The sequence below is a fragment of the Lysinibacillus macroides genome (assembly GCF_001281525.1).
GTDB classification, from domain to species: domain Bacteria; phylum Bacillota; class Bacilli; order Bacillales_A; family Planococcaceae; genus Lysinibacillus; species Lysinibacillus macroides.
Genome location: NZ_LGCI01000010.1, coordinates 377,493 through 400,532, shown reverse-complemented (window position 1 = coordinate 400,532; position 23,040 = coordinate 377,493). Strand labels below are relative to the sequence as shown.

Below are 23,040 nucleotides of genomic sequence, written 5' to 3'. Positions count from 1 at the left end.
TTGGAGGATTTCTATGAAGAAAATTATGATTAAAGATATGCCACAGCATATCGGAGAAACGGTTAAAATTGGTGCTTGGCTGGCGAATAAACGTTCAAGCGGCAAAATCGCTTTCTTACAGCTACGAGATGGCTCTGGCTTTGTACAGGGCGTTGTTGTAAAAGAGGAAGTAGGCGAGGATATTTTTGCAGTAGCAAAAGGGATAACGCAGGAAACATCTATGTATATTACAGGCGAAGTAAAAGCGGACGAGCGTTCAAGCTTTGGCTGTGAGCTTGCTGTTACAGGCATTGAGGTGTTACATGCAGCAACAGATTTCCCGATTACGCCAAAAGAGCATGGTCCTGAATTTTTAATGGATAATCGTCATTTATGGCTGCGTTCTCGTAAGCAACATGCCATCATGAAAATCCGTAACGAAATTATTCGTGCCACATACGAATTTTTCAACAACAACGGTTTTACAAAAATGGATCCACCAATTTTAACAGGATCAGCACCTGAAGGGACATCTGAGCTATTCCATACAAAATATTTTGAGGAAGATGCCTATCTTTCGCAATCAGGGCAGCTTTATATGGAAGCGGCTGCGATGGCATTAGGCAAAGTATTTTCGTTTGGCCCAACATTCCGTGCCGAAAAATCAAAAACACGTCGCCATTTAATCGAGTTTTGGATGATTGAGCCTGAAATGGCATTTGTCGAATTTGAAGAAAATTTAGAAGTACAAGAGCAATATGTCGAGCATATCGTACAGTCTGTGCTAAAAAACTGTCAATTAGATTTAGAGCGACTTGGCCGTGATACATCGACGCTTGAAAATATCAAAGCGCCGTTCCCTCGTATTTCTTATGATGATGCGATTAAGCTTTTACATGAACAAGGTTTCGACGATATTGAGTGGGGCGATGATTTTGGTGCGCCGCATGAAACAGCGATTGCCAATACATTTGATAAACCAGTATTTATTACTTGCTACCCAGTAGGCATTAAACCGTTCTATATGCAACCACATCCAGATCGTGATGATGTTGTATTATGTGCTGATTTAATTGCACCAGAGGGCTATGGTGAAATTATTGGTGGCTCTGAGCGTATCCATGACTATGATTTATTAAAATCACGTCTCGAAGAGCATCACCTATCATTAGATGCTTATGCATGGTATTTGGAGCTTCGCAAGCAGGGTTCTGTCCCACATTCAGGCTTTGGCCTTGGACTGGAGCGAACAGTGGCATGGATTTCAGGTACAGAGCATATCCGTGAAACAATTCCATTCCCACGTTTATTAAATCGCTTATACCCATAAGCTAATCAATTTAAAAGTCGCGTAGTGGACAATCTACGCGGCTTTTCTACTTACTTAAAGAAGGAGTCTGGAGAACTATGAACGCAAATAATCATCGACTCCGTACATGGACTGAGCAGAGAATGATTTCGATTCCTCAACTTTTTTTTCAGTTTTATAAGGAGTTAAATATGGAGGATGAAGAGGCGTTAATTGTCATGCACTTATTAGCCTTTCATATGGAGGGGAATGATTTCCCAACACCAAGTGATTTAAAAAATCGTCTTACAATGTCTGATCATGATATTACTTCACGTTTACAGCGTTTAATGCAAAAGGGCTTCCTCGAAATTATACGCGATGTGGATGTCAGTGGTAGGCTCTATGAGAAATATGCAGTTTATCCACTATGGGAGCGAATTGTGCAGATGATGGATATGAAAGAGCAGCAAAAATCTACAGTGACACTTCAACAAGAGGAAGGAGATTTATTCCGACTATTTGAAGAGGAAATGGGGCGTCTGTTATCTCCTTTAGAACTTGAAAAAATAGGCTCTTGGCTTGATGAGGATAAGCATAGTCCAGCGCTTATTAAGGAGGCACTAAAGGAAGCGGTCTTTGCAGAAAAGCTAAGCATTCGATATATTGACCGCATTTTATTGGAGTGGAAAAAGAAAAATATTACAACACCTCAGGCTGCGCAAAAGCAAACTGAGCAGTTCCGTAAGCAACAAACATTAAATAGAACGCCAGCACGTACAGCGCAGCAAGAGATACCACCATCAACCAATAAAGTACCATTTTATAACTGGTTAGAAGAAAGAGAATAGGGGGTAGCTAGTTTGTTAACGAAAAAACAGTGGGAGCATTGCCTGGGGGAAATGGATCGAATGTTCCCGAATGCACATTGTGAGCTTGTGCATGAAAATGCCTTTGAGCTGACGATTGCTACATTATTGTCGGCACAATGTACAGATGTGCTTGTCAATAAAGTAACGAAAACACTATTTCAAAAATATAAAACACCTGAGGATTATTTAGCTGTACCATTGGAAGAATTGCAACAGGATATTCGCTCTATTGGTCTTTATCGCAATAAGGCGAAGAATATTCAGGCTTTATGTAGACGCTTGCTCGATGAATACCATGGCGAAATTCCCGCAACGAGAGAGGAGCTAGTGACATTACCTGGTGTAGGGCGTAAAACAGCAAATGTTGTATTATCTGTAGCCTTTGATATTCCAGCGTTAGCAGTCGATACCCATGTAGAGCGTGTCTCGAAGCGTTTAGGGCTATGCCGTTGGAAAGATTCCGTGCTTGAGGTGGAAGAAACGATTATGAAAAAAACACCAATGGTAGCATGGTCCAAAACGCATCATCAGTTAATTTTCTTTGGCCGTTACCATTGTAAGGCACAAAACCCTGGATGCCATGTCTGTCCTTTACTAAATGATTGTCGTGAAGGACAAAAGCGTTTAAAGAAAGGCTTGGTGAAGGAAGCGTGAATTTCGCGGCAATAGCAAAGAATCAAGTCGATGCTTGGTTTGCCCAATGGACAGCCTTGCAAGAAACGATTCATGCAGCCCATGATGCTAGAGACGGCACAGCAAAAGCATTAATGGAAGAAGCCATCGGGCTGTTTGAGCAGCTTGTACAAGCAGCAGGAGATGAGGTATTACCGATTAATGGGGTTGAACGGCTTGCCTTTATTAAAGCGAAGCCAGGTCAATATGCTTGTTATCGTCAGCTAGATGAACTATTTAAGGAGACAAAAAAGCGCACAGCACGCTTACGCATTCAAGCGACAAAAGAGTAGCTGACGGATAGAATTCATAAAGTGACGGATAATTTAAAAAGCCGGAAAGCATATTTTTTGGATATGCTTTCCGGCTTTTATTATTCTGTGCTTTGTTCTTCTTCTGTTGGGCTCAGCGGCTCAGTAGGGGGTGTTGGCGGCTGTTGATTAGGATCAATCGGACCATTAATATCCCCACTGTTATTGTTATTATTATTGTTGCCCTCGCCATTTTCACCATTATTTGTATCGGTTTCACTGCCATCCTGACCAGGGTCTATTGGCAGTTCAATATCTGGCTCCTCTACTTCCTCTGGCTCTTCGACATCTGGTTCTTCCTCCGTTGTGCCGACGATTTGGAAGGAGGTTGTGCCAGGTTCACTGCGCGTACCGTCCACAATAGCGACAACAGAGATGGTGTAATTACCCTCTTCTAGCGTATTGCTTACCGTTAAGCCTTTGCTATCTGTTGTACCAAGGGCCACACTTCCTCCGCCTTCACGAGTAGCAGATATTTCAAATGAAGTTGGTAGTGGTTCATCTGTTTCAGGATTAAGCATAGCATCATGCTCCCAAGAAATATTGATGGACTGACCCTCTAAGTCTAAGCTAGCCGTTACATTGTAAGGTGTTGATAATGATGGTACTTCGTAGACGCTAGACACCTCTGTTGGCTCATTACCACGCACAAATAGTTCTGTTTGACGTAACTCACTTGGTGTATAATCACTCGCCAAACGAAGAGGGTTCGAGCCTACTTCAATCGTTGCCTCTACAACCGTGCTTGGCTTTTTAAAGCTTGCTGTTTCAACGCTTGCTGAAATTTCTTGCATAATTGTTTTAAATAAATTTTGTGGTAATCGACGCTCTTCCCATGTTGTAATTGGATCGAAGTGTTTCTCATAGCCGCTCCAGATCGCAATGGAGTAGTTGGTTGTATAACCAGCAAACCATGAATCTGGCACACTTGTATTTGGTAAATTATATTTACTAAAATCTTCTGCTGAGTAGTTGGTTGTACCTGTTTTACCTGCAATATCTAAGCCAGGTACGTTGGCAGCAGTACCCGATGCATCAGGTTTATTACCAACTACATCACGCAGCATATCTGTTACCATATAAGCTGTATAATCGCTCATCGCAACTTTAGGTTCAGGTGTGTAGTTTTTAGATGTTTTGCCATCACGATAGACTATTTTTGTAATCGAATGTGGATCCGTGTAGACCCCGTTATTACCGAAAGCTGCATAAGAAGCTGCCATTTGGATAGGGGAGATCGTAATAGCACCTCCACCAATCGCATCCGATTCATAAAGATCATCTGTTTTAATGCCTAAACGTCCTACAAATTCCTTGGCTTTTTCAATTCCAACCTCTTGTAATGTTTTGACAGCAGGAACGTTACGTGAAGCATAAAGCGCTTTACGAGCAGTAATAGCCCCCATATAACGACCGTCCCAGTTAGTGATCGTCTGTTTTGTACCTGTGTAAGTAATTGGTTCATCTACCAGCGTTTGACCTGTCGACCATTTTAAATATTCAATGGCTGGACCATAATCAATTAATGGCTTCATTGTGGAACCTGGTTGATTATTTGTTAAGTCCTCGGCATAGTTCCAGCCACGTATAGCCCCATAATGGCGACCGCCACCAACCGCTTGAATGGCACCTGTTTTTGTATCAATGACAGCAACACCTGACTGAATATCTTCTGTTGGGAAATTGCTATCATCATTCATTGTATTTTCTACAATTTTTTGGGCATTTGGGTCAAGTGTTGTGTAAACCTTAATACCCTCTGCCATAGCGGTGCCATCGCCGTTTTCTTCTAGTTCATTAATCACAACATCAAGAAAGGCATCATATTTTGAGCCAGCAAATGATTGGCGTGTTGTATCATCTGCAAGACCTTCTTGCACATCCAATTGCTGTGCTTCTTCCATTTCAGCTTTAGAAATTTTGCCATGTTGATGCATTAATCCTAGCACCGTATTACGACGTTTTTTCGCCAGCTCAGGATTTTTTAATGGATTATAAGCATTCGGTCGTTGCACTAATCCTGCTAATAATGCTTCTTCGTCTAATGATAAATCTTTTAATTCTTTGCCATAGAAATATTGAGCTGCTGTACCAAAGCCATAAATACGACCAGACATCAGCATTTTATTAAAGTACATTTCAAAAATTTCTTCTTTTGAATATTTACGCTCTAATTGAAAGGCTAGCCATGCTTCCTGTGCTTTACGCTTTAATTTCTTCTCATTTTGTAAAAATGAGTTTTTAACAACTTGCTGTGTTAACGTAGATGCACCTTGTGCACCGAAACCATCACGGAAGTTGGCAAGGATGGCACCGCCTAAACGATAAAAATCCATCCCGTGATGCTCGAAAAAGCGTACATCTTCCGTTGCTAGAATCGCATTAACCATATCTTCTGGTATATCTTCATATTTTATATATTTACGGTTTTCAGCGCCGATTGTTGCAAATAGCTCACCGTTTTTATCGTAGAACTCTGAAGAAACAGGGTCTTTCAATAAATCTTCATCAAGCTCTGGTGCCGTGCTAGCATAGTAGGCAAATAACCCAGCTCCTCCAAGTAAACCTACCACCACAATGGTACATAGGGTTAGGAAGATGCGTTTAAACCAAGTTTTAGCGGTGGAAGCAGGTTTCTTTTTGTTCTTGTTCTTTTTATTTTTTTCAGCGAGAGCTTTTTGATGCTCTCCACGTGTTCGACGACGTTCAGTCATTCTATTTCTCCTCACTTTCAGACCTGTAGCATTTTGCGTCGATTAGTTGTTGGATAATGGGTAAATAATCGATACGTGGATAATAGTTTGTTGGAATTTCATATGCCTCTTGTTCAATTGTTGACAAGGGTATCGATTTACGATTGCCATTTTCCATTGCTTGCCAGGCCTTTTGTAAAACTTCATATGGCACAATAAAATATCGTTCATGAGCTGAAAAGCGAACGATAATAAAAGCCACACCATGTTGTTCCGTCACTTGCTGCATATGTGTCATTTGATGCTCATGAATATTTTTTAAAGGGAAACTAGTTTTGGAAGCAGTTTCCTTTGCATCAAAATCAATATAATGCCCATTCCAAACACCATTATAGTCGGTTGTAGACGGTGTGCGGAAATAAGCCTCACGAATAACAGCAGCACTACGTGAAGGGTACTCTACTTTGACGATTTGCACAGGAACAGGTTTCTTATGAATGATTGCAAGCCGCCTTTTTATATAATAGTCGTTTGCTTCATTAATTTCATCTTCTAGCGTCTTTCCGCGATTGCTAAAAGATAAATCTTTGTTATTACTTTTTTTCTCTGCTTTTTGTGCAGAATGATTCGGGGTATACAATTTCCCGTTTGGATAACGAATTGCCATTTAGCTCACCCTTTATTATACTGCATTTCTAGTCATTAGTTTACCATGTTTTAGTGGCTATTCTCTACTTCTATCAGTTAGACAATAATTTCATTTGCGTCGAAAAATCGCCAGCTTCCGAATACCTCGAATCGTCAAAATAACAGATAATTTTAAGCACGAAACAGAGGTATTTTCACACCTTTCATTAGATAATGATTTTTAAGGATGAATGTTCACACCTAAAATTTTATCGAAAATTTTCTTCTTTCAACTAACTTACGCTTATTTTGTCATGCTTGAAGGTAATTCTATATACGCAAGGAATACTAGAGTAAAGCATAAGAGGAGGCGTTATATTGAACAAGTTAGAGCAATTAATTGCACAGTTAGATCTGGTCAATCAGTTACTTTGCACGAGAGTGTCACTGGAAAACAATGCACACTGTATGCATTTTTTTATACAGCTTAAAGCAGTTAGCCAGAAAGTAAGCTTAGCAGAAAAGAACTGGCAAGTAAAGAATGCTTGTTCGCCTATTAGTAGTGAAAAATGATAGACTTTGGTACACTTATCTCATCAGCAATGAAAGGTAAGAGATGAGGTGCAAATATGTTAGTATGGAAACAAACAACGAAATTAATAGAGGAATGCGAGCAATGTGTGGCACGCTTTTGGCAAATGCGCGAGGAGGATCGTACACCAGATTTTTATGGAGAGGTGAAGCCACATGCGGATGAGATTCACATGCTTTTAACAGAATGGCAGCAAGAAGCCAATCAATGGATCCATAGACACCAACCAAAATATATGCATACACAACAAATTGCTTCAGTAAGTGAAGCCATGGAGCAATTTGTTGTGCAATCCTTTTATAAAGAAACAAGTAAAAAACGATTCTTAGATGCCATTCATTCTACCTCCTATACATTAAAAAACGTTGAACGCTTACTAAAGGAGGCCACACAGGATGCTATCGAAGAAACGAACGATTAGTGAGCTTTTAAATGAATGGCGCTATGATGAAGAACTAAAGGAGCGTATTTTACATTGGCAAACACTGGAGGGACGACCAGCCAAATATGCACCTTTTCCAGAAAATCTACATCCTTCTTTAGGAAAGGCATTACAAAAACGGGGTATTGAGCAGCTTTATACACATCAGCGAGAGGCTTTTGATTTAGCACAAGGCGGTTTTTCCTTTACAGCTATAACACCGACAGCCTCTGGTAAATCATACTGTTATCATTTACCCGTGTTGCAAAAAATATTGGAGGATAAAAATGCTCGTGCCATTTATTTATTTCCAACAAAGGCATTGGCACAGGATCAGAAAAATGACTTAAATGAGCTGATTGAGCAGAGTGGTGAGGAAATTTTAAGCTATACGTATGATGGTGATACAGCTCCAGGGATTCGTCAAAAAGTACGTAAGGCAGGACATATTGTGATGACGAATCCCGATATGCTGCATTCAGGTATATTGCCACATCATACAAAATGGGTGTCCCTCTTTGAAAATTTGCAATATATTGTGATAGATGAGTTGCATACATACAAAGGGGTATTTGGTTCACATGTGGCGCATGTTATTCGTAGATTAAAACGTATCTGTGAATTTTATGGCAGCCAGCCTGTGTTTATTTGTACATCAGCAACCATAAAAAATCCTCAGGAGCTTGCAGAGCTTTTAACGAACGAACCCCATCAGCTTATTACTGAATCAGGCGCTCCTGTTGGCAAAAAAACATTTCTATTTTACAATCCGCCTGTTATTCATAAAACATTTGGCGTGCGTAGAAGCGCTGTTTTAGAGGTCAGTGATTTAGCAAAAAGACTTTATACGGCAGGCATTCAATCGATTATTTTTGCGAAAAGTCGCGTGCGTGTTGAGATGATTGTTACCTATTTAAAGGAGCTAACGCGCAATAAACTGCTGGATGAATCTGTGCGTGGCTATCGAGGCGGCTATTTGCCATCTGAACGACGTGTGATTGAAAAGGGTTTACGGGATGGTACGATTCAAACAGTTGTTAGTACAAATGCATTAGAATTAGGGGTCGATATTGGTCAATTACAAGCATGTATCATGACAGGCTATCCCGGAAATATTGCCAGCGCTTGGCAGCAGGCAGGACGCGCGGGCAGAAGGCAGGATGAGGCATTAATTATTTATGTGGCACAATCATCTGCACTCGATCAATATGTTGTCAATCATCCATTGTTTTTACTTGGTAGTACACCTGAGGAGGCACGGATTTATCCTGAAAATATGTTGATTTTAATGGATCATTTAAAATGTGCAGCCTTTGAGCTACCGTTTTCTGTAGACGATACATATGGCGAATATGCCATTCAGGAATTACTGGCCTATTTAGCAGAAGAAGGGGTTGTCTTTAAAACAAGTGATAAATGGCATTGGATGAGCGAGCGTTTTCCGGCTCATGATATTAGCCTGCGCTCTGCCTCACAGGAAAATGTAGTGATTATTGATCTATCTATACCAGCACAAACAAAGGTGATTGGTGAAATGGATCGGCATAGTGCGATGACCTTATTGCATGAAGAAGCCATTTATTTACATCAAGGCATTCAATTTCAAGTGGAAAAGCTGGATTGGGAGGAGAAGAAAGCCTACGTACGTGAGGTAGATGTTGATTACTATACGGACGCAAATCTCGCAGTAGAAATGAAGGTGCTAGAGGAGGACCGTAGCCGACATCACACAGGTGGCACAATTAGCTTTGGGGATGTCGGCTTAGTCGCACAGGCAACGATTTTTAAAAAGATAAAGTTTGGTGGAAAACAGGACAATATCGGGTCGGGAACAATTCATTTACCACCTGATGAAATGCATACTAGCGCATCTTGGCTATCGTTTGATGCTCCAACGAAATGGTCAGAAGCGGAATTAGATGGAGCTATGGTTGGTGCTGCTTATGCCATCAATGCATTTATACCCATTTTCATTCGATGTGATAGTAGTGATGTCGCTGTCGTGCCACAAATAAAGGCTACACATAATGAGCTTCCAACATTTTTTGTCTATGACAAGTATCCTGGTGGTATTGGGCTAAGTGAAAAAGTCTACGATTTATGGGGGGAACTTTTGGACAAAACGCTACAACATGTATCAAGCTGTCCATGTGAAGCAGGTTGTCCATCTTGCATTGGCGTTCAAGACAGCTTGAATGAATCAAAAGGGTATGTTATAAAATTATTAAGCTATTTAGGGTCTCAATTAAATAATGAAAAGGAGCGTTGAGGGTGTGCCTTCAACGCTTTAAATTTTTCTCATGTATAACAATCACGTTTGATAAGTTTAAAATACACTAAGGCTTTGCGATTTTTATATTATTTTCTCGTAACAAATTTAAAAAAATGCCGAGATAATGCGTCACGTCTTGATAAATGGTCTTGTTCGATTCCTAATACAACATCTAATTTCCCATCTTCTACGTAATTTAGTAGCGATTCAAGAGCTGTTTTTTCGAAATTTGTACCTGAATCTGTATCTTTGAAAGTGATTTTCAACATAGCGAGTAAGTTCTAAAAGTTTGAGCTGATAAACTATAATAGTCTTCTTGCAAATTTTTTATGGATACAGGAATATAGGTGGCTGCTCTAAGTATGGTTCTTGTTAATGAGCCTGCTCCTTTTCGTAATTAATATTTTGTGCAAAAATATTAATGATTTTAGTAAGTAGTAACATTTCTAAATATATCTTTAATAGTGATAATGAAATCATCATAAAGCGATACTTTGAGAGTAAGGACGACTTCTGCTTTTTTCTTCTTCCGTCATCTCCTCCCAATCTTCATCAGGAAGCACGGTATAAACATCATCTAATTCATATTTATTATCTTTTAATAAATGAGCTTTAATGGATTTTGCGTCAGGGTCAATAATCCAGTATTCTTTTACATCGTGTTTCTCATAGAGTGCTTTTTTTCTTATATTGTTTTTATAAACGATGGAGGTTGTAAAGCAGGAATTAAGCGTTTTATTGTGGAAACGTCCAATAAGCCGATATTTTGGCAATTTGTAGGGATTGGCGATTCCAACTTCGATGTTTTACGTAAATTAGATACAATGGAGGGACGCTTTATTGACAATGCTAATTTCTTTCATTTGGATAACTTAGAAACGGTTAGCGATGCACAGTTATACGACCAGCTATTGGATGAATTCCCAAAGTGGTTGCAGGAAGCAAAAGATAAACATGTTCTTTAATCTAGCAAATGCACTACTATTTTTTCATGAATAAAAAGGTTAGAATGGAAAAATATCGCTATTAGCATGAAGAAAGGGTAGTTATTATCCAAGACACTGAAAAAGTCGATTTACCCCAATATTTTAGGCGTAAATCGACTTTTTATATACATAAAAATGTATCGGATAACGATTATAAATTTTTCAGTGTCCTCTTATTATTCTGTACTTTTTTCCTTAACGCAAGTGGATTTAATTGTAATTAAGAAAATTTTGAATGACATTATCAATCATGGTACGCTTATTTGTACGGTGAATGAATACATACAGAAAATGAGTGAAATAGATGTCATACGAAAATAAAATCCTACAAATGAAAAAGATGCTCGGTAAAAAATCAACGACTCAACCAAAAGCAGAACAGCCCGCTTATCAAAAGCCCGCAAACCCAAGCTATACGGAGCAATGGGAAAAGGCGGGGCTAACGGTTGTAGAGAATGACTTTGGTATTGTGTTTAAGCGTCAAGTCAATTATTCATTTTCTTATCAGCATGGTCATTATCAATTACAATCTTTTTTTGATGCTTTAAGAAAATGGCAGGACGCTGATTTTAACCATCCGTATGCACTTGATGGCAATGAGTCCGTATTATTTTTTGATACAGAAACGACAGGCTTAAAGGGCGTGGGCACACATATTTTTTTACTGGGTTTTTTAGAGATAACAAAAGAAGCCTTTGTGCTCACCCAGTATATTCTTGCTGATCCTGCTCACGAAGCGGCGCTGCTGTTTGAATCCAAGCTTTGGCAAAAAACAGCCACGATCATTACGTATAATGGGAAAAGCTTTGATTGGCCGCAGCTTGAAACACGTTGGACATTGCATAAAAAAACATTACCGAAATTACGTGCACAAAGGCAGATTGATTTATTGCATAGTTCGAAGCGTTTATGGAAAAATGATATGGAACGCTTAAAATTAAAAGCTGTGGAGGAAGAGAAGCTTGGTTTTTCTCGTGTCGGCGATATTCCGGGCTATCTCGCACCAATTATTTATTTAGATGCTGTGAAAAGCGGTATACCAGATGCTTTAATGAAGGTACTTCTTCACAATGAGTGGGATTTACTTTCATTGATTACGCTTTATAGTCATTCTACCCATTTATTATTTGAGGAAAATAAAGAGGAATCCGCCAAAACCTTTACCAATATTGGCAAATGGTATGGGGATTTAAAAGAAAGCACACAAAGTGTAAAGGTGTTAGAAAGAGTGACCACACAATTTGATGAGCTTGCAGCAGGTGATGCACAATATTATTTAGCGTTACAGCATAAAAAGAATAAACGTTATAGTGAAGCCATTGACGCTTTTGTAGCATCTCTCCATTTTGTGAAGCCAAGAACAAAGTTGCATGTCCTTGAGCAACTAGCCATACTTTATGAGCATCAACTAAAGGATTATCAACAGGCCCTTTATTATACGCAAGAAGGCATACAGCTAATTCAAAATAATGAGCAATGGAGTATGGAACAAAAACAAAAATGGGTAATTTCCTGGGAAAAGCGATGGCACAGACTAGGAAATAAGAAATAATTTCCTCGGTAAGCGCAAGAAACAGCAGCTTAAGCCTTACAATCGATGCTTTCAGCAGATATAATGTGAGGAAGTATGCTATAATGAATTCGTGTATGTAGTGTGAGGAAGGGCGATGTAAATGGACATTAAATTAACGTCAAAAATGATCCTTGAAAAGGAATTTAAAAAGAACTTTAAAGGCTACAATGTAGAAGAAGTAGATTCTTTTCTTGATGAAATTATTCAAGACTATGAAACGTTTGAAAAAGTGGTGGCCCAACTACGTGAAGAAAATGGACGATTAAAAGAAGAAAATCGACAACTAAAAGAAGAAATGGATAGTACGCCTAAACGACAACCAATTGCATCGGCAGCGGCTGGTACAACGAATTTTGATATTTTAAAACGTCTTTCTAATTTAGAGAAACATGTCTTTGGCAGTAAGCTATACGAATAAATTTGTTCAATTATATTGTGTTTAAGATAAAACTTTAGTATAATATTTTGTATCATCATGAAATTCTGGTAATCGCTGCGATGCTAGACATCGTAGAGGAAAGTCCATGCTCACACGGCTCTGAGATGACCGTAGTGTTCGTGCTTACTGAAAAAATAAGGTAAGGCAGCTATAAAGGCTGACGGCGGAAGGAAAACCTAAGTCTTCGGATATGGTTGACACTTCCTGAAAGTGCCACAGTGACGAAGCTTGCTTGGAAACTGGCAAGGTGGAACGAGGTAAACCCCACGAGTGAGAAACCCAAATTATGGTAGGGGCACTCTCTAAAAGGAATTCGAACGGATAGAGGGACAGAGTTTGCTCTGTAGATAGATGATTACCACCTGATCGTACGAGGCGCAAAGCTGTTTGAGTACCCAGGAACAAAACATGGCTTATGGAATTTTTTTGATGCTTATCTACAAAATAACAAGCGCTCTCCAATTCGGTGGAGAGCTTTTCTTTTGAGTTTATCTTGATTCAGCGAATGTTTTTGTATCGAAAGTGCAGCGGTAGATACTGGAGACGCTCACCTTTTTTGGTGGCGAAATGGATGCGATGTTATTGGCGATTCAAGGGGTGGATGAACCCTCGCTGAATCAAGATAAAGCTTCTGGCGGATGTACCTGACGCTAGCGCTTTCGGTACAGAAAACATTGTCATGGATTTTGAAGAGGCTTCACTCACGAGCTCTACTGAAAATCCAGACGCAGTTACGCTGAGGCATAATTGGTAAGGATCAATAACCTTGTCAATGAAGTCTTGGTATATGTGATACGTTTGAGAATCGACAAAATTATTAGTCAAATCCTTATCGCTACCTTCGAGTCATAACACCTAAAACGGTTATCGCATCAAAATAGGATGAATTTGTATACATACGAGTTGGTCTAGTGGAAATACCCTAATGAGGGGGAGTATAAAAAGATAGGATGGAGCGGGACATGAGCGGAGTGAATAATTGGGTAAGTAAGGATGACTTGAATTTGATTTCAAAATATCCTACTGCTTTAATCTTTAAAATCTTCGAAAATGTATCTGAAGGCATCATGATTACTGATGAAAATAAAAAAATAATAATGGTTAATCCTGCCTTTGAATTTGTAACAGGCTATACACGTGATGATGTAGCGGGGAAAACGCCAGCCGTTTTACAATCTGGTGTACACGAAGTGCCATTTTATTTAAAAATGTGGGAACAGATACGACAAGAAGGCATTTGGCAAGGGGAAATATGGAATCGCCGTAAAACAGGGGATGTATATCCTGAATGGCTAACTATTGTGCGCGTAAATGATGATAAGGGAGAGATTACAAATTATTGTGGTATTTTCACAGATTTGTCTGAACGTAAAATTGTAGAAAATGAATTAGAAAAGCGTTTGCTCACCGACTCATTAACAGATGTATCGAATCGATTTGCTTATATTGAGCGCATGGATAATTTGCTGGAATCGACGGCTACTGTTTCTCATTCAGTGCAGCATGCAGTTTATTTTTTAGATTTGGATCGCTTTAAGCAAATTAATGATACATTAGGCCATGCTGTTGGCGATTTCCTTTTGACGGAAGTGGCGAAACGTTTAAAAAAGCTATTGAAGAATAAAGATATTATTGCTAGATATGGCGGAGATGAGTTTGTCCTTACATTAACAAATGTGAAAAACGTGAAAGAAGCTGCAAAGTTCGCGGAGCAGATTATTCATACCATTGAGCAGCCAATAAAAGTAAATGATCAAGAGATTTTCATTTCCACAAGTGTAGGTATTAGTATTTACCCTACAGATGGTAAAAAAACAGAAGAGCTAATTAATCGTGCAGATAAGGCTATGAGCTATTCGAAAAACAATGGGGTGAATGGCTATTCCTTTTATTTTGATGAATTGCACACAGATGCACAGCGTGTTCTATTGTTAGATACAGAGCTAAGAAAAGCGATTGAAAGCCGTGAATTTGAACTCTACTTCCAGCCTAAAGTTACGATGGAAGACGAACAAATTCAAGGGTTAGAGGCGCTTGTGAGATGGCGTAATGATAAGCTAGGATTCGTTTCACCAGGCGAGTTCATTCCTTATGCGGAGGAGACAGGGTTAATTATCCCACTAAGTGAGGCCATTATTGAAAAAGCATGTGAAGCTGTGATTCAGATGCAGCAAAGTGGCTGGAAAATTCCTGTAGCCATTAATATTTCAAGTATTCACTTTAAACAGCAAAACTTTTTAGAATCTGTGCAGGCTATATTAGAGCGTTATAATATGCCAGCTAGCAATTTTGAAATCGAAGTGACAGAGCGCACGGTGATGAATAGCGCTAATGAAACTGTTAGTAAACTAGTTCGTCTAAAGCAATTAGGTTTTAAAATTTCCATTGATGATTTTGGCACAGGTTATTCATCTTTAAGCTATTTAGTACGCTTTCCATTGGATTGTTTAAAAATTGATCGCAGCTTTATTCAACATATTTGCTCACTCGCTGAAAAGCAGGCAGTTGTAGATGCCATTATTCAAATGGCCCATCGACTCAAAATGAAAGTTGTAGCAGAGGGTGTAGAACAGGCACAACAAGTGGATATACTACGTAAAATGAAATGCGATATTATCCAGGGTTATTATTACAGCAAACCACTCCCGTTAAATGAACTGATGGAGTTTATGGAGTATTGGGAAATTGAGCATCAAGGAAGGAAATAATGTATGGCAAACTATCAATTAGTAGCTACGTCAGCAATGGGCTTAGAAGCTATTGTGGCACAAGAAGTAAAAGCACTGGGCTATGAAACAACCGTTGACAATGGCAAAGTATATTTTGAAGGCGATGAAACGGCTATTGCACGTACCAATTTATGGTTGCGAGTAGCGGATCGGATAAAAATTGTCGTTGGACAATTCCCAGCGAAATCGTTTGAGCAATTATTCGAAAGTGTCAAAGCATTACCTTGGGAAAAATATTTACCAGTGGATGCTGCTTTCCCAGTTTCGGGGAAGTCTGTTAAATCGAAATTATTCAGTGTACCAGATTGCCAAGCAATTACGAAAAAAGCGATTGTTGAGCGTATGAAACAGCATTATAAACGCCTTGGGTTTTTAGATGAGTCGGGTGCGACTTACAAAATTGAGGTTTCAATTTTAAAAGATGTGGCGACACTAACAATTGATACGTCTGGCGCTGGCTTACATAAACGCGGCTATCGTCAGGTTCAAGGTGAGGCACCATTAAAAGAAACGCTGGCAGCAGCACTTGTACAAATATCGAGGTGGAATCCAAATCGTCCATTTGTTGATCCATTTTGCGGTTCTGGTACGATTGCATTGGAGGCGGCGATGCTTGGACAAAATATAGCACCAGGCTATAACCGCGAATTTATTTCAGAGGAATGGCCATGGATGAAAGCTGCAATCTGGGACACCGTTCGTGATGAAGCGGATAGTTTAGCGAACTATGAACAGCCGTTAGAAATTATTGGCTCAGATATTGATCATCGTATGGTCAGCATTGCGCAAGAAAATGCAATAGAAGCTGGCTTTGGGGAGTTAATTACGTTTAAGCAGATGCAGGCACGTGATTTTACGACTTTGTTAACTGATGGTGTGATGATTGGGAACCCACCATATGGAGAACGTATTGGTGATGTAGAAGTCGTGGAACAGGTGATTCGTGATTTAGGCAAAGTGATGAAAAACTATCCAACTTGGTCTGTCTATATGTTATCCTCCATGAAAAATTTTGAAGAATTATATGGACGTCAAGCTACGAAAAAACGTAAATTATTCAATGGCTTTATTGAAACAAATTATTATCAATTCTGGGGTCAAAAATCTAAAAGAGATTAACGAATGATAACGGAAGATAAGATTTTTTCTTATCTTCCGTTTCGTCGCGTATAATAGGAACAGATTGTTAGAGGAGGCACATCAATTGCGTAAATCTTTACCATTTGCATTATCAAAGGATCGTTCATTTTTCGAATCATTAGGTGATTGGATGGGCGATGTTCTTTATGATGAATTACCTGAAAAAGGCTTTGAATGCCGTGATGAGCAAATCTTTATGGCTTATCAAATAGAACAAGCACTAAAAGAAAAAAATGTACTCTTTGCAGAGGCGGGCGTAGGCACAGGAAAAACAATTGCTTATTTGCTGCCAGCTATTTCTTATGCGCGCTACACGGGCAAGCCTGCACTAATTGCCTGTGCAGATGAAACATTAATCGACCAGCTTGTCAAAGAAGGTGGCGATATTTATAAACTGCAACAAACATTAGGACTTACTATTGATGTTCGCCTTGCAAAATCGAGAGATCAATATTTATGCTTAAAACGTTTTGAAGAAACGGAAAAGGTGGAAACCGATGAATGGATTGATGATATTGCCTTTTCTATTCCTGATGGCGTCTATGCACAAGGCTCGATGATTGCTGTCCATCCATATGGGGAACGTAGCGGTTATCCCACGGTGAGTGATGAGGATTGGCAAAAGGTCAACTACAACGCAATTATGCAATGCTCTGTTTGTGACCTTCGTAATCGCTGTGGGCAAACATTACATCGTGCGCACTATCGTAAATCAACAGACCTTGTCATTTGCTCTCAAGATTTTTTAATGGAGCATTTGGCAACGAAAGAATCTCGTGAGCGAGAGGGACAGCTTGCTTTATTGCCCGAAGTCTCAATGATTGTACTGGATGAAGGACATCTGCTGGAATATGCAGCACAAAAGGCGATGACTTATAAGGTACAGGCGACGACAATTGTGAATTTATTAGAGCGCTTGATGGTGGATGGTGTGCGAGAGCGTACACTATATGCAATGGAAAAACTACAGGACGATCATGAGCTATTTTTCGACCAGCTACGTGATGATGTTGTTGCTTCTGACGAGGATCGTAAACGCATCAATAAATCAAAAACACTATTAGCGTATGGCAAGCAGCTCATAAATGATGTTGAAGTATTGATGGAGGAATTTGTCTTTGAATCAGAGATGTATATGATTCCCGAATACGAATTAAATATGGCGGAAGAGTATTTAGAGCAATATGAGGCTTCATTACGCATTTTTACCGCACAGGGAGATGCAGTAGATTGGTTAGAGGAAACAGATGGTGAGGAAACACTCGTTATTATGCCTCGACTCATTACAGAAGTTTTAGCAGAAAAATTATTTTCTAAGAAACTGCCAATTGTTTTTTCATCTGCAACATTAGCTGTCAACAAAGATTTCTCGTATATTGCCTATAGTTTAGGGATTCGAGAGTACCAATCATTTTCTGTTCCTTCGCCATTTGATTATGAAGAAGTAATGAAAATTTATTTACATGAACTTCCTCAAAATAAGAAAACAGCGCGTGTTCAGCAACTTCTACGCGATGGTGAACAAACATTGATTTTATTTAAGTCAAAGCAGGCGATGGTAAACTTTAAGGAGCAATTGCCGCTAATGGAGCGAATGTATGTTGCATTTGAAGGAGACCGAGAACTTTCAGCTATTGTACGAGATTTCCAAGAAGGAACGATTAAAACATTATGCTCCTATCATTTATGGGAAGGTTTAGATTTGCCGGAGGAGGCATTAACACGTGTCATTATTTATGACTTGCCATTCCCACCGCATGATCCGTTATTTGATGCGAAGCGTACGTTTGCCGAAAACCCATTTGAAGAAGTGGAATTGCCTTTTATGCAATTACGCTTGCAACAAGGGATGGGGCGTTTAATTCGTACTTCAAATGATCATGGTGATATTCATATTTTATTAAATGATGAAGAACAAAAACAGCGCACAGCCTTTGACAATATTTTAGCGGTTGCGCCAGAAATAAAGTAGTAAAAAAGCGAGTTTGCCTAAAAAGCAAGCTTGCTTTTTTATTATATCAAAATAATTAAATTCAAGTAGGTAAATAATGTTATTTTTAAGAAAGTGTTGAATATTTCTCTTTTAAACTATATAGTTCTTAGTTGTGTCATAAATTTTGATAAAATAAAATGTTTTTTGTATTGAAAATGATTTCACAAAAGGTTTATAATGATGACAAGAATTTTTTAAGAATAGTCATATTATTTGTCAACTATTCTTTGATAGGGGGCTAAATCCTGTCGAACGTTCAATCATTGTGTAGAAAATATACAAATCTAGCAGCGACAGATATTGAGAAGTTACTTGAACTAGAAGCTACATTAACGTACTATGCTGAGCTGACTGATTGTTATATGTTCATCGATTGTATGTTGGAAAATTTACCACATGCAATTGTAGTGGCAGAGGCATTCCCAAAGAAGGAAATTGGTTTATACGAAAAATCTGTTATTGGAAAATTCGTATTTGAAAGCTTTGAACCAGCTGTCTTCGCTGCGTTTAAACATAAAGAAAAATCATCCATCTCGAGAGCTGTTACGCAGGAAGGGATTACGGTAGAGCAGTATGTTGTACCAATTTTTAATGAGCAGCAACAAGTGATTGCGGTGTTGATTCAAGAAAAAATGGTCAGGATGCAAACAACACCAAAGGATGATTTTCACAATATGCCCTTTGCATTGATTGAGCATATTGTAGAGCCAAATTCTCAACCAATGCCAGTCGTTTCAGATTTATTAGTAGAGTCGATTATTTTAACAAATCATGAAAACAAAGTGATTTATAGTAATCCAGCAGGCTACCATTTTATTTCTGAGCTATCGGGATTGGAAAACTTTGATAATGTTGCATTGGATAAAATTTTACCCTTTTTGCAAGAGGTCTATGATCAAGGCGATGATGTCTTTTTCCTAGAAATTACGATTGATCGTAAATCCTTTATTGTTAAGAAAATCCCAATTCGCAGTCAATATGATAAAGTTACACTGTTGATTATTCATGATCTAACAGAGCTAAAGCTGAAAGAAAATGAACTGATGATGAAAACGTTTGCGATACGAGAAATTCATCATCGGGTGAAAAATAATCTTCAAACAGTGACAAGTCTATTACGCTTGCAAATGCGAAATGACTCATCTGCTGCAAATGCAAGTGCTTTTCAAGAGGCATTAAATCGAATCTATAGTATTTCATCTGTTTATGAGCTGATTTTAGAAAATGAGGAGAACGCTGAAGAAAAGGTAGATGTTATTGCATTAGCTAAAAAGATTGGTCATAAGATGATTGGCACATCCAATACAGCCAGAATTCAATTAGCCTTTCATCATCATAATATACAGTTATTTTGCCATTCGAAAAAGGCAGTATCCCTTGCACTTATTATTTGTGAGCTACTGCAAAATGCATTAAAGTATGCATTTATCGGCTGTGAGGAAGGAATCATTGATATTCAATTCCTACAGGAAGATTCCGATATAGCACTTCATATTTCTGACAACGGCGTTGGAATGCAAGAGGTGAAGGCATCTTTCGGTATGGAGATGATTACAAGGCTTGTCGAATATGATTTGGCCGGCTCATTTTCAATTATCCCTAGTGAAGAAGGTACACATACTCGAATTCAGTTTCCTGTAAGTGAGGAGGTATTTATCGTAAATGGCTAGGAAAGTTATGATTGTCGAAGATGAATCACTGATTGCAATTGATTTAAAGTTTATGCTAGAAGATAATGGCTACGAGGTTGTAGCGCAAGCGAGTAATGGTGAAACCGCTATTGAGCTCGCCTTTTTGCATAAGCCACAGTTAATTTTAATGGATATTAAAATGCCAAAACTGGATGGCTTAAAGGCAAGCAAGATCATTGAACAACAGCTTGGAATACCTGTTCTTTTTATCTCTGCTTACAGTGAAAAAGAATTGTTGCTATATATGAAACAAGATAATATATTAGGCTATGTCATGAAGCCATTTTCCGAAAAAAATGTGTTGCCTGTGCTAGAAGTTGCCTTTCATCAAATTGATAAATTCAACCGTCTCAATGGGGAGATCTTATATAAGCAAACACAATTAGATAAGCGAAAAGTCATTGAACGAGCAAAGGGCTTGCTTATGCAGGCTGAAAATATAAGCGAGGACGAGGCTTACCGTAAGATTCGCAATGAAAGCATGCAGACACAGCAGGAAATGGTGCACATTGCACAGCAAATTATTAATAACTTACAAGTCAATAGTTGAAGCAAAGGCGCTTTAAAGAGATTTCTTCTTTAAAGTGCCTTTTTTATATAAATTTATTAATGAAAAAAGGGGTGATGAGTAGGATGGCAATGATAGGAACGGTTATCGTTTATATTATTATGATTTGTGCAATTTTAGGGGCAATTGGAGCGATCCGAGATGCTGAGTATGGCATTGGTAAAGAATTTATGAATGGGATTCATACGGTTGGTCATATTTTTGTTCCTGCGGCAGGAATCATGGCAGCTATACCTTACTTAACGTGGTTTATTAGTCATTTTATTAGTCCGATTTTTGAATTTATTGGGGCAGATCCTGCGATTGCAGCGACGACGATTTTAGCTTCGGACATGGGTGGTTACCAATTAGCCAATGCTTTAAAGGAATCCTATGAGGGATGGGTGATGGCTCTCGTTGTTGGCTTTATGTCAGGTGCTACCATAGTCTTCTCGATTCCAATGGGGCTTGCGATGTTAGACAAGCGTGATCATAAATATATGGCGCTAGGTATTATGGCTGGCGTATTAACAATTCCGATTGGTGCATTTATTTCATCTGTTATGATCGTGCTATTTAACACGGAAGTACGCGAAGTCATTAGTACAACAGAGGCTCCTACATATGTATTTGCAATCTCTGTTTTACAAATATTAATTAATTTATTGCCTTTATTTATTTTTGTTATTTTAATCGCATTAGGCTTAAAGCTTGTGCCAAATGCAATGATTACGGGCTTTATGTTGTTCGGACGCATAATGGATGCAGGGATTAAGCTAGTGCTTGTCTTCTCGATTGTTGAAATTTTTACAGGTCTTTTTACTAAGATTTTTGGTGCATGGGGCTTCGATCCAATTATGGCTGATGAGCTTGACCAATTCCGTGCATTGGAAACAGCAGGCTATATCGGGATTATGCTAGCGGGAGCTTTCCCAATGGTGTATTTAATTCGAAAATATGCTTCGAAACCGCTTGAAGCTGCTGGTAAAAAATTGGGCTTATCCGCAGTAGGAAGTGCTGGAATATTAGCAACAGTCGCTAATATCCTTGCAATGTTTACACTTATTCGCCAGATGCCGCCAAAAGATAAAGTCATTAATATTGCATTTGGTGTATGTTCGGCATTCTTGTTAGGCGACCATTTATCATTTACAGCTAACTTCCAGCCAACGATTATTTTACCTGTGATTGCTGGTAAGTTTTTAGCGGGCGTTATTGCCATTATTTTAGCTTATAAGCTATCTGTTCCAACGGCTTTAAAGCTAGAGATTGAAGATCGCAAGGCAGGCATTATTAAAGAGGGCGAATATTTAACAGAGCAAAAATCTGAATAAAGAAGGGCAAGGTGATGGTAGGTGAGTGAAGAAAAGAAACGGTTTATTCAGGAGTTTGTCCCAGGAAAGCAGCTAACATTGAGCCATTTAATTGCCAATCCAGATCCTGATATGTTTCAAAAGCTTGGTATACAAGAAGCAGGCGCGCTTGGCATTATGACCTGTACGCCAAGTGAAACCGTCATTATCGCAGGAGATTTAGCGACAAAGGCTGCCAATGTTAAATTAGGCTTTTTAGATCGTTTTACAGGCAGTCTTGTTATTGTCGGGAGTGTGTCAGAGGTGGAAATGGCGATGCTAGAAATTAATCGTTTTTTATCTGAGGTATTAGGCTATACCCCATCGAGAATAACGAAGTCATAGGATGTGTCATATGAAAAATCGAGTAATGATAATAGGTGGTGTGCAGGCAGGAAAGTCAACATTGATGAATACCTTGCTAGGCAAAGAAAGCGCAGCCAATAAAACACAGGCACTCGTTTATGATGACTGGATTGTTGATACACCTGGTGAGTACATTGAAAATCCCATGTATTACAGAAATATTATGGCAACATCATTGGAAGTGACACATGTCATTTATTTGCAAGATGCAACATCAGCTAAAAGTGTGTTCCCGCCGCAATTTAGCTTAGGGATTCCTAAAATACAAATTGGCGTGATTACGAAAATTGATGCACATAATGCAGATGTTGAACGGGCTACAGCTTTATTGAAAAATGTGATTACGCAAGGTGCTATTGTCAAAACCTCTTCATGGCAAAAGCTTGGTGTGGAATTTATTGCCCCACTTATTGAGCTTCGTACTAACGAGGAAATTCGTCAGTATGTCAAGGATCGCGATAGTCCGTATCTCATGTATTACCCATAGTGGTGAGAGG

At 38.9% G+C, this 23,040-nt stretch carries 20 protein-coding genes, 1 other RNA gene and 1 pseudogene; 19 read left to right on the top strand and 3 right to left on the bottom strand.

Features of this window, described 5'->3' with window-relative positions:
• The first annotated feature begins 13 nt into the window (after positions 1 to 13).
• The 4 genes from asnS (at position 14) to ADM90_RS16770 (ending at position 3,104) form a co-directional block, all read left to right on the top strand.
• Positions 14 to 1,309 carry an asparagine--tRNA ligase gene (gene asnS / locus ADM90_RS16785; RefSeq protein WP_053996079.1) on the top strand — a complete coding sequence of 432 codons (1,296 nt, stop codon included), beginning with the start codon at positions 14 to 16 and terminating at the stop codon, positions 1,307 to 1,309.
• A gap of 77 nt (positions 1,310 to 1,386) precedes the next feature.
• Entirely contained in the window at positions 1,387 to 2,118 is a 732-nt protein-coding gene (locus tag ADM90_RS16780) for a DnaD domain-containing protein (RefSeq protein ID WP_053996078.1), read from the top strand.
• Between the two features lie 12 nt (positions 2,119 to 2,130).
• Positions 2,131 to 2,793 (top strand): endonuclease III, encoded by a 663-nt coding sequence (gene nth / locus ADM90_RS16775; protein WP_053996077.1) that lies wholly within the window; start codon positions 2,131 to 2,133, stop codon positions 2,791 to 2,793.
• Entirely contained in the window at positions 2,790 to 3,104 is a 315-nt protein-coding gene (locus tag ADM90_RS16770) for a YpoC family protein (RefSeq protein ID WP_053996076.1), read from the top strand. Before nth ends, ADM90_RS16770 begins: the two co-directional genes overlap by 4 nt.
• A gap of 80 nt (positions 3,105 to 3,184) precedes the next feature.
• On the opposite strand, the gene ADM90_RS16765 is transcribed toward ADM90_RS16770, so the two are convergent.
• A complete protein-coding gene (locus tag ADM90_RS16765; RefSeq protein WP_053996075.1) occupies positions 3,185 to 5,836 on the bottom strand; it encodes a penicillin-binding protein 1A in 2,652 nt (883 codons plus the stop codon).
• Between the two features lies 1 nt (position 5,837).
• Positions 5,838 to 6,482: a Holliday junction resolvase RecU gene (recU, locus tag ADM90_RS16760; protein ID WP_053996074.1), complete on the bottom strand. Its 645-nt coding sequence runs from the start codon at positions 6,480 to 6,482 to the stop codon at positions 5,838 to 5,840.
• A 338-nt stretch (positions 6,483 to 6,820) separates the two neighbouring features.
• On the opposite strand from recU, the gene ADM90_RS16755 reads away from it, so the two are divergent.
• The 3 genes from ADM90_RS16755 to ADM90_RS16745 are packed head-to-tail and all read left to right on the top strand — an operon-like array spanning position 6,821 to position 9,724.
• Positions 6,821 to 7,015 (top strand): hypothetical protein, encoded by a 195-nt coding sequence (locus tag ADM90_RS16755; RefSeq protein ID WP_053996073.1) that lies wholly within the window; start codon positions 6,821 to 6,823, stop codon positions 7,013 to 7,015.
• 56 nt (positions 7,016 to 7,071) lie between these two features.
• Entirely contained in the window at positions 7,072 to 7,455 is a 384-nt protein-coding gene (locus ADM90_RS16750; protein WP_053996072.1) for a YppE family protein, read from the top strand.
• A complete protein-coding gene (locus ADM90_RS16745) occupies positions 7,430 to 9,724 on the top strand; it encodes a DEAD/DEAH box helicase (protein WP_053996071.1) in 2,295 nt (764 codons plus the stop codon). The genes ADM90_RS16750 and ADM90_RS16745 overlap by 26 nt, the downstream gene beginning before the upstream one ends.
• A gap of 482 nt (positions 9,725 to 10,206) precedes the next feature.
• Here ADM90_RS16745 and ADM90_RS25575 read toward each other — a convergent pair whose 3' ends face one another.
• Complete coding sequence (locus ADM90_RS25575) at positions 10,207 to 10,500, bottom strand: Uma2 family endonuclease (RefSeq protein ID WP_200908564.1); 294 nt, start codon at positions 10,498 to 10,500, stop codon at positions 10,207 to 10,209.
• On the opposite strand from ADM90_RS25575, the pseudogene ADM90_RS16735 reads away from it, so the two are divergent.
• The 12 genes and pseudogenes from ADM90_RS16735 to ADM90_RS16685 all read left to right on the top strand — a co-directional run.
• Positions 10,411 to 10,692: pseudogene (locus ADM90_RS16735) on the top strand (VWA domain-containing protein); the annotation flags it as partial. The gene ADM90_RS25575 and the pseudogene ADM90_RS16735 sit on opposite strands and share 90 nt — an antisense overlap.
• A gap of 325 nt (positions 10,693 to 11,017) precedes the next feature.
• Positions 11,018 to 12,265 (top strand): ribonuclease H-like domain-containing protein, encoded by a 1,248-nt coding sequence (locus tag ADM90_RS16730; RefSeq protein WP_053996069.1) that lies wholly within the window; start codon positions 11,018 to 11,020, stop codon positions 12,263 to 12,265.
• 121 nt (positions 12,266 to 12,386) lie between these two features.
• Positions 12,387 to 12,704 carry a cell division regulator GpsB gene (gene gpsB / locus ADM90_RS16725; RefSeq protein ID WP_053996068.1) on the top strand — a complete coding sequence of 106 codons (318 nt, stop codon included), beginning with the start codon at positions 12,387 to 12,389 and terminating at the stop codon, positions 12,702 to 12,704.
• Positions 12,705 to 12,764: 60 nt separating this feature from the next.
• An RNA gene (gene rnpB, locus ADM90_RS23960) (RNase P RNA component class B) lies at positions 12,765 to 13,146 on the top strand.
• 541 nt (positions 13,147 to 13,687) lie between these two features.
• Positions 13,688 to 15,433, top strand: a complete 1,746-nt coding sequence (locus ADM90_RS16720; RefSeq protein ID WP_053996067.1) for a GGDEF domain-containing phosphodiesterase — start codon at positions 13,688 to 13,690, stop codon at positions 15,431 to 15,433.
• Between the two features lie 3 nt (positions 15,434 to 15,436).
• Complete coding sequence (locus ADM90_RS16715) at positions 15,437 to 16,573, top strand: THUMP domain-containing class I SAM-dependent RNA methyltransferase (RefSeq protein ID WP_053996066.1); 1,137 nt, start codon at positions 15,437 to 15,439, stop codon at positions 16,571 to 16,573.
• An 85-nt stretch (positions 16,574 to 16,658) separates the two neighbouring features.
• Positions 16,659 to 18,566, top strand: coding sequence for an ATP-dependent DNA helicase (locus ADM90_RS16710; protein ID WP_053996065.1), 1,908 nt, complete (start codon positions 16,659 to 16,661; stop codon positions 18,564 to 18,566).
• 284 nt (positions 18,567 to 18,850) lie between these two features.
• A complete protein-coding gene (locus tag ADM90_RS16705) occupies positions 18,851 to 20,257 on the top strand; it encodes a sensor histidine kinase (protein WP_053996064.1) in 1,407 nt (468 codons plus the stop codon).
• Positions 20,250 to 20,828, top strand: a complete 579-nt coding sequence (locus tag ADM90_RS16700; protein ID WP_053996063.1) for an ANTAR domain-containing response regulator — start codon at positions 20,250 to 20,252, stop codon at positions 20,826 to 20,828. The genes ADM90_RS16705 and ADM90_RS16700 overlap by 8 nt, the downstream gene beginning before the upstream one ends.
• 83 nt (positions 20,829 to 20,911) lie before the next feature.
• Positions 20,912 to 22,159: an ethanolamine utilization protein EutH gene (gene eutH, locus ADM90_RS16695; RefSeq protein ID WP_053996062.1), complete on the top strand. Its 1,248-nt coding sequence runs from the start codon at positions 20,912 to 20,914 to the stop codon at positions 22,157 to 22,159.
• A 21-nt stretch (positions 22,160 to 22,180) separates the two neighbouring features.
• Positions 22,181 to 22,522: an ethanolamine utilization microcompartment protein EutS gene (gene eutS / locus ADM90_RS16690; protein ID WP_053996061.1), complete on the top strand. Its 342-nt coding sequence runs from the start codon at positions 22,181 to 22,183 to the stop codon at positions 22,520 to 22,522.
• Positions 22,523 to 22,532: 10 nt separating this feature from the next.
• Entirely contained in the window at positions 22,533 to 23,030 is a 498-nt protein-coding gene (locus ADM90_RS16685) for a EutP/PduV family microcompartment system protein (protein WP_053996060.1), read from the top strand.
• The last annotated feature ends 10 nt before the right edge of the window (positions 23,031 to 23,040 follow it).

Excerpts from the sequence above, each read along its gene's own strand:
- ADM90_RS16730 (WP_053996069.1), top strand. The coding sequence starts at position 11,018 with ATGTCATACGAAAATAAAATCCTACAAATGAAAAAGATGCTCGGTAAA.
- eutH (WP_053996062.1), top strand. The coding sequence starts at position 20,912 with ATGGCAATGATAGGAACGGTTATCGTTTATATTATTATGATTTGTGCA.
- ADM90_RS16685 (WP_053996060.1), top strand. The coding sequence starts at position 22,533 with ATGAAAAATCGAGTAATGATAATAGGTGGTGTGCAGGCAGGAAAGTCA.
- ADM90_RS16700 (WP_053996063.1), top strand. The coding sequence starts at position 20,250 with ATGGCTAGGAAAGTTATGATTGTCGAAGATGAATCACTGATTGCAATT.
- ADM90_RS16745 (WP_053996071.1), top strand. The coding sequence starts at position 7,430 with ATGCTATCGAAGAAACGAACGATTAGTGAGCTTTTAAATGAATGGCGC.
- ADM90_RS16715 (WP_053996066.1), top strand. The coding sequence starts at position 15,437 with ATGGCAAACTATCAATTAGTAGCTACGTCAGCAATGGGCTTAGAAGCT.
- ADM90_RS16780 (WP_053996078.1), top strand. The coding sequence starts at position 1,387 with ATGAACGCAAATAATCATCGACTCCGTACATGGACTGAGCAGAGAATG.
- ADM90_RS16765 (WP_053996075.1), bottom strand. The coding sequence starts at position 5,836 with ATGACTGAACGTCGTCGAACACGTGGAGAGCATCAAAAAGCTCTCGCT.
- ADM90_RS16750 (WP_053996072.1), top strand. The coding sequence starts at position 7,072 with ATGTTAGTATGGAAACAAACAACGAAATTAATAGAGGAATGCGAGCAA.
- asnS (WP_053996079.1), top strand. The coding sequence starts at position 14 with ATGAAGAAAATTATGATTAAAGATATGCCACAGCATATCGGAGAAACG.
- ADM90_RS16720 (WP_053996067.1), top strand. The coding sequence starts at position 13,688 with ATGAGCGGAGTGAATAATTGGGTAAGTAAGGATGACTTGAATTTGATT.
- gpsB (WP_053996068.1), top strand. The coding sequence starts at position 12,387 with ATGGACATTAAATTAACGTCAAAAATGATCCTTGAAAAGGAATTTAAA.
- recU (WP_053996074.1), bottom strand. The coding sequence starts at position 6,482 with ATGGCAATTCGTTATCCAAACGGGAAATTGTATACCCCGAATCATTCT.